The organism is Pseudomonas sp. GXM4, from assembly GCF_008923895.1.
Taxonomy (GTDB): domain Bacteria; phylum Pseudomonadota; class Gammaproteobacteria; order Pseudomonadales; family Pseudomonadaceae; genus Aquipseudomonas; species Aquipseudomonas atacamensis.
On the sequence record NZ_WBRZ01000386.1, the window covers coordinates 1 to 3,898 of the forward strand.

The 3,898-nt window shown below is 53.1% G+C and carries 4 protein-coding genes and 3 tRNA genes; all 7 read right to left on the minus strand.

The genetic code is table 11. The annotated features are described in order from the left end of the window. Nucleotides 1-1,048, minus strand: a 1,048-nt coding sequence (tuf, locus tag F8N49_RS26295) for an elongation factor Tu (RefSeq protein WP_151553173.1), incomplete at its 3' end; no start/stop codon positions are given. A gap of 85 nt (nt 1,049-1,133) precedes the next feature. Beyond that, nucleotides 1,134-1,209, minus strand: a tRNA-Thr gene (locus F8N49_RS26300). Between the two features lie 27 nt (nt 1,210-1,236). Next, nucleotides 1,237-1,310 (minus strand) — tRNA-Gly (locus F8N49_RS26305). A 25-nt stretch (nt 1,311-1,335) separates the two neighbouring features. Beyond that, nucleotides 1,336-1,420: transfer RNA gene (locus F8N49_RS26310), tRNA-Tyr, on the minus strand. 142 nt (nt 1,421-1,562) lie between these two features. Further along, nucleotides 1,563-1,994: a hypothetical protein gene (locus F8N49_RS26315; RefSeq protein ID WP_071173748.1), complete on the minus strand. Its 432-nt coding sequence runs from the start codon at nt 1,992-1,994 to the stop codon at nt 1,563-1,565. A 7-nt stretch (nt 1,995-2,001) separates the two neighbouring features. Further along, entirely contained in the window at nt 2,002-2,754 is a 753-nt protein-coding gene (locus tag F8N49_RS26320; RefSeq protein WP_151553175.1) for a pantothenate kinase, read from the minus strand. After that, entirely contained in the window at nt 2,744-3,697 is a 954-nt protein-coding gene (gene birA, locus F8N49_RS26325; protein WP_151553177.1) for a bifunctional biotin--[acetyl-CoA-carboxylase] ligase/biotin operon repressor BirA, read from the minus strand. Before birA ends, F8N49_RS26320 begins: the two co-directional genes overlap by 11 nt. Nucleotides 3,698-3,898: the final 201 nt, after the last annotated feature.

Sequence of the window (3,898 nt, forward strand, 5' to 3'; positions counted from 1 at the left end):
CTTCTGGCAGCTCGCAGTTACCAGTCACGTCAGTAGTACGGAAGTAGAACTGTGGACGGTAGCCTTTGAAGAACGGAGTGTGACGACCGCCTTCTTCCTTGCTCAGAACGTAAACTTCTGCGGTGAACTTGGTGTGCGGCTTGACCGAACCTGGCTTGACCAGAACCTGGCCACGCTCAACGTCGTCACGCTTGGTACCACGCAGCAGAACGCCGCAGTTCTCGCCAGCACGACCTTCGTCGAGCAGCTTGCGGAACATTTCAACACCGGTGCAAGTAGTAACGGTGGTGTCACGCAGACCAACGATTTCCAGCGGATCCTGAACGCGAACGATACCGCGCTCGATACGACCAGTCACAACAGTACCGCGACCCGAGATCGAGAACACGTCTTCGATTGGCATCAGGAATGGCTTGTCAATCATACGAACTGGTTCTGGGATGTAGGCATCCAGAGTTTCAACCAGTTTCTTGACGGCAGTGGTACCCATCTCGTTGTCGTCTTTGCCTTCCAGCGCCATACGAGCCGAACCGATGATGATCGGAGTGTCGTCGCCCGGGAAGTCGTAAGTCGACAGCAGGTCACGAACTTCCATCTCAACCAGTTCCAGCAGCTCAGCGTCGTCTACCAGGTCAGCCTTGTTCAGGAAGACCACGATGTACGGAACGCCAACCTGACGGGACAGCAGGATGTGCTCACGGGTTTGCGGCATCGGACCATCAGCGGCCGAGCAAACCAGGATAGCGCCGTCCATCTGAGCAGCACCGGTGATCATGTTCTTCACGTAGTCAGCGTGACCTGGGCAGTCAACGTGAGCGTAGTGACGGATCTTCGAGTTGTACTCAACGTGCGCGGTGTTGATGGTGATACCGCGAGCTTTTTCTTCTGGTGCGCTGTCGATCTTGTCGAAGTCAACGATTGCAGAACCGAAAACTTCGGAGCAAACGCGAGTCAGAGCAGCAGTCAGAGTGGTTTTACCGTGGTCAACGTGACCAATGGTCCCAACGTTGACGTGGGGCAGGGAACGATCAAATTTTTCCTTAGCCATCGATATCACCCTCTACAGAAGAAATTAGACAAACAATATCAACCATTAAAACAAAGGCAGATATTTTCATATCTGCCTTGTTATATGGAGCTCTTGAGCGGATTTGAACCGCTGACCTCACCCTTACCAAGGGTGTGCTCTACCAACTGAGCTACAAGAGCAAAACCCTTTTGCACAACCTGCAAACTTGGAGCGGGTAGCGGGAATCGAACCCGCATCATCAGCTTGGAAGGCTGAGGTTCTACCACTAAACTATACCCGCGGAGCCTGCAGCTCACGCTTAAATCTGGTGGAGGGAGAAGGATTCGAACCTTCGAAGTCGTAGACGTCAGATTTACAGTCTGATCCCTTTGGCCGCTCGGGAACCCCTCCTAATCAGGCCGGCATTCTATATCATGCCAAACCCCTGTCAAGCATTTTCTCATTTAAAAACCTGAGGTTAGCTGCGTTGACACGCTTCACTTCGAATCCCGTTTAAGGTGTTCGCTGTGGAGCGGGCGCCATTCTATGCAAACTATTGAGCAGGTGCAACCCCTTCGCACAGCATTATTTTATGTTTTAACTCATTGAATTCCTTGGAAAGGTTTTGCAACTGCTGATCGCCCAACAAACGCTGGCCATCCGGCGCAACTGCAAGCCAGTAACCGCTTCCTGCAGCATCTTTCGGCACGGATTGAGCATTGACCCTCATCGCCACCAGGCGCTGTTGCAGCATGGCAATTGAATCCTCTTCAGAAAATCCACCAAGAAAAAGACACTGCTGACGCGGCACCACCTGCCCTCTCCCGCCTTCACCAGCAGTTTCGCTCAGTAGACGGATATCCTGCTGCGAACCGCGATACAGACTAAGGGGCGTTACATCTTTGGCTCGCAAGGGCGCTTCCTGCTGATGCCAGACATAGTAAAAAACATTGAGAACCACTAGGAGCAGGAACAACCAACGCATATAAACCTCAGGACAAGGGACACGCCATCGCCAAGCCGACAAAAACCAGGTCGGGCACAACCCTGGCGTCAGGCGCGACGCCTTTAACCAACTCGGCATCCCCTCCCGTAATAAAGACGGTGAATTGCTCTCCCCAGTACGCTCGAGCCAGCTCTAATTGAGTGAGAACAAAGCCCCTCAGCATCAAAGAACAACCGCGCTCCACCGCTTCCACGGTGGTACGCCCCGGGACATGACTGGAAAGGGCGCGCTCTGCCGCGTCATCACCATAACGAATTTTACGGGTATGGGTGCGAAGCTGGTTTCGCATCAAAGGCATGCCTGGACAAATGAACCCACCGAGATGCTCACCGTCAGGCCCGACAAAATCGGCAGTAACCGCGGTACCGAAGTCGAGAACCAGACAAGCACTCCCGGCAGCCAGGTGAAAGCCGCCAAGCATCGCCAGCCAGCGATCAAGCCCCAGACGCTCATAGTCTTCGTAGCCGTTTCGAACACCAGACATCTCGCGAGCGGGCTTCGCACACGAGATAGGAATACCGAACTCGCGCTCAAGCATTTCGGTTAAAGCGCTGGTTTCCTCGTTGGTCCTGACGCTTACCAAACGACACTTGCGCAGCGAGAGTGACTGTATGATGCGTAGGCTCTCAAGCAAAGCCTGATTGGAATCCACAACTCCTTCCGAGACCAGCTCGCTCGCCGACGCATCCAGCACGCGCCATTTTATAAAGCTATTGCCGCAGTCAAGCTCAAGAATCATCACGCAACCTCAGGCTGAGCTCTCCGCCACTAAAGGCCTTTTCAACACCATCTACAATCAAGCGCAACCCGCCTTGGTTATCAATCCCGAGCACTATTCCATCGATACGGCTGTTACCCGCGATCAACGACACGGAACGCCCCTGCCACAGATGATTTTCCGCCCATTCTGCCTGCAGACTTGCGAACCCGTTGAGCTGGTGTTTATTGATATAAGTCTTGAGTTGATTACTCAATTCAACCACCAGAGCATTGCGATCGCAGGCTTTGCCTGACTCCAGTTTTATAGAAGTCCATTGCTGGTCGACCTCATCGGCAACCTGCATATTCACGTTGATTCCTATACCCAATACAACATGACACACATCCGCCGGATCGCCGACGAGTTCGAGCAGAATGCCAACTATTTTCTTGTTACCCACCAAAACATCATTGGGCCACTTCAAACCGGCATTGGGCACACCGGTGTTTCGCAAGGCCTGCATCACCGCCAAGCCAACAACAAGGCTCAATCCCTCAAGCTGACGCATGCCGCCTTCGATGCGGAGTACAAGGCTGTAATAAAGATTTTCTGCAAATGGGCTTACCCACTTACGACCTCGACGACCACGGCCTGCCAATTGTCGCTCCGCGAGCACCAAAAACGGCGCGGCCGCGCCGTCACTGATGGAGCGCAGAGCTTCGGCATTTGTCGAGTCAACAGAGTCGAACACACGCACCGGCCATTGAGGCATCTTCCTGGTTATTTCACGAGGATCAAGGAGCGTCAGAGGCGTCGACAATTGATATCCGCGACCGCGAACTTTATGGATCGACAGGCCAAGTTCAGCTTCAAGCTGTTGTAGCTGCTTCCATACAGCACTTCGGCTTATTCCCAGGGCAACGCCCAGGTCCTGTCCGGAATGGAATCGTCCATCCTTCAGTAGATTCAACAACGTCAGCATGCAGGTATCGCCTCACAATGAGGCCCGCATAATAGCCATGCCCTGGGCTGTTGCATAGAAATCAAGCGAACACATTTCTCGCAGGCAAAACAAAACCCCAACTGCTTTCGCAATTGGGGTTTCGGAATTTAATCTTGACGATGACCTACTCTCACATGGGGAAACCCCACACTACCATCGGCGATGCATCGTTTCACTGCT

Bases quoted from the DNA above. Each gene is read 5' to 3' on its own strand.
- F8N49_RS26320 (WP_151553175.1), bottom strand. From the start codon at position 2,754: ATGATTCTTGAGCTTGACTGCGGCAATAGCTTTATAAAATGGCGCGTG.
- birA (WP_151553177.1), bottom strand. From the start codon at position 3,697: ATGCTGACGTTGTTGAATCTACTGAAGGATGGACGATTCCATTCCGGA.
- F8N49_RS26315 (WP_071173748.1), bottom strand. From the start codon at position 1,994: ATGCGTTGGTTGTTCCTGCTCCTAGTGGTTCTCAATGTTTTTTACTAT.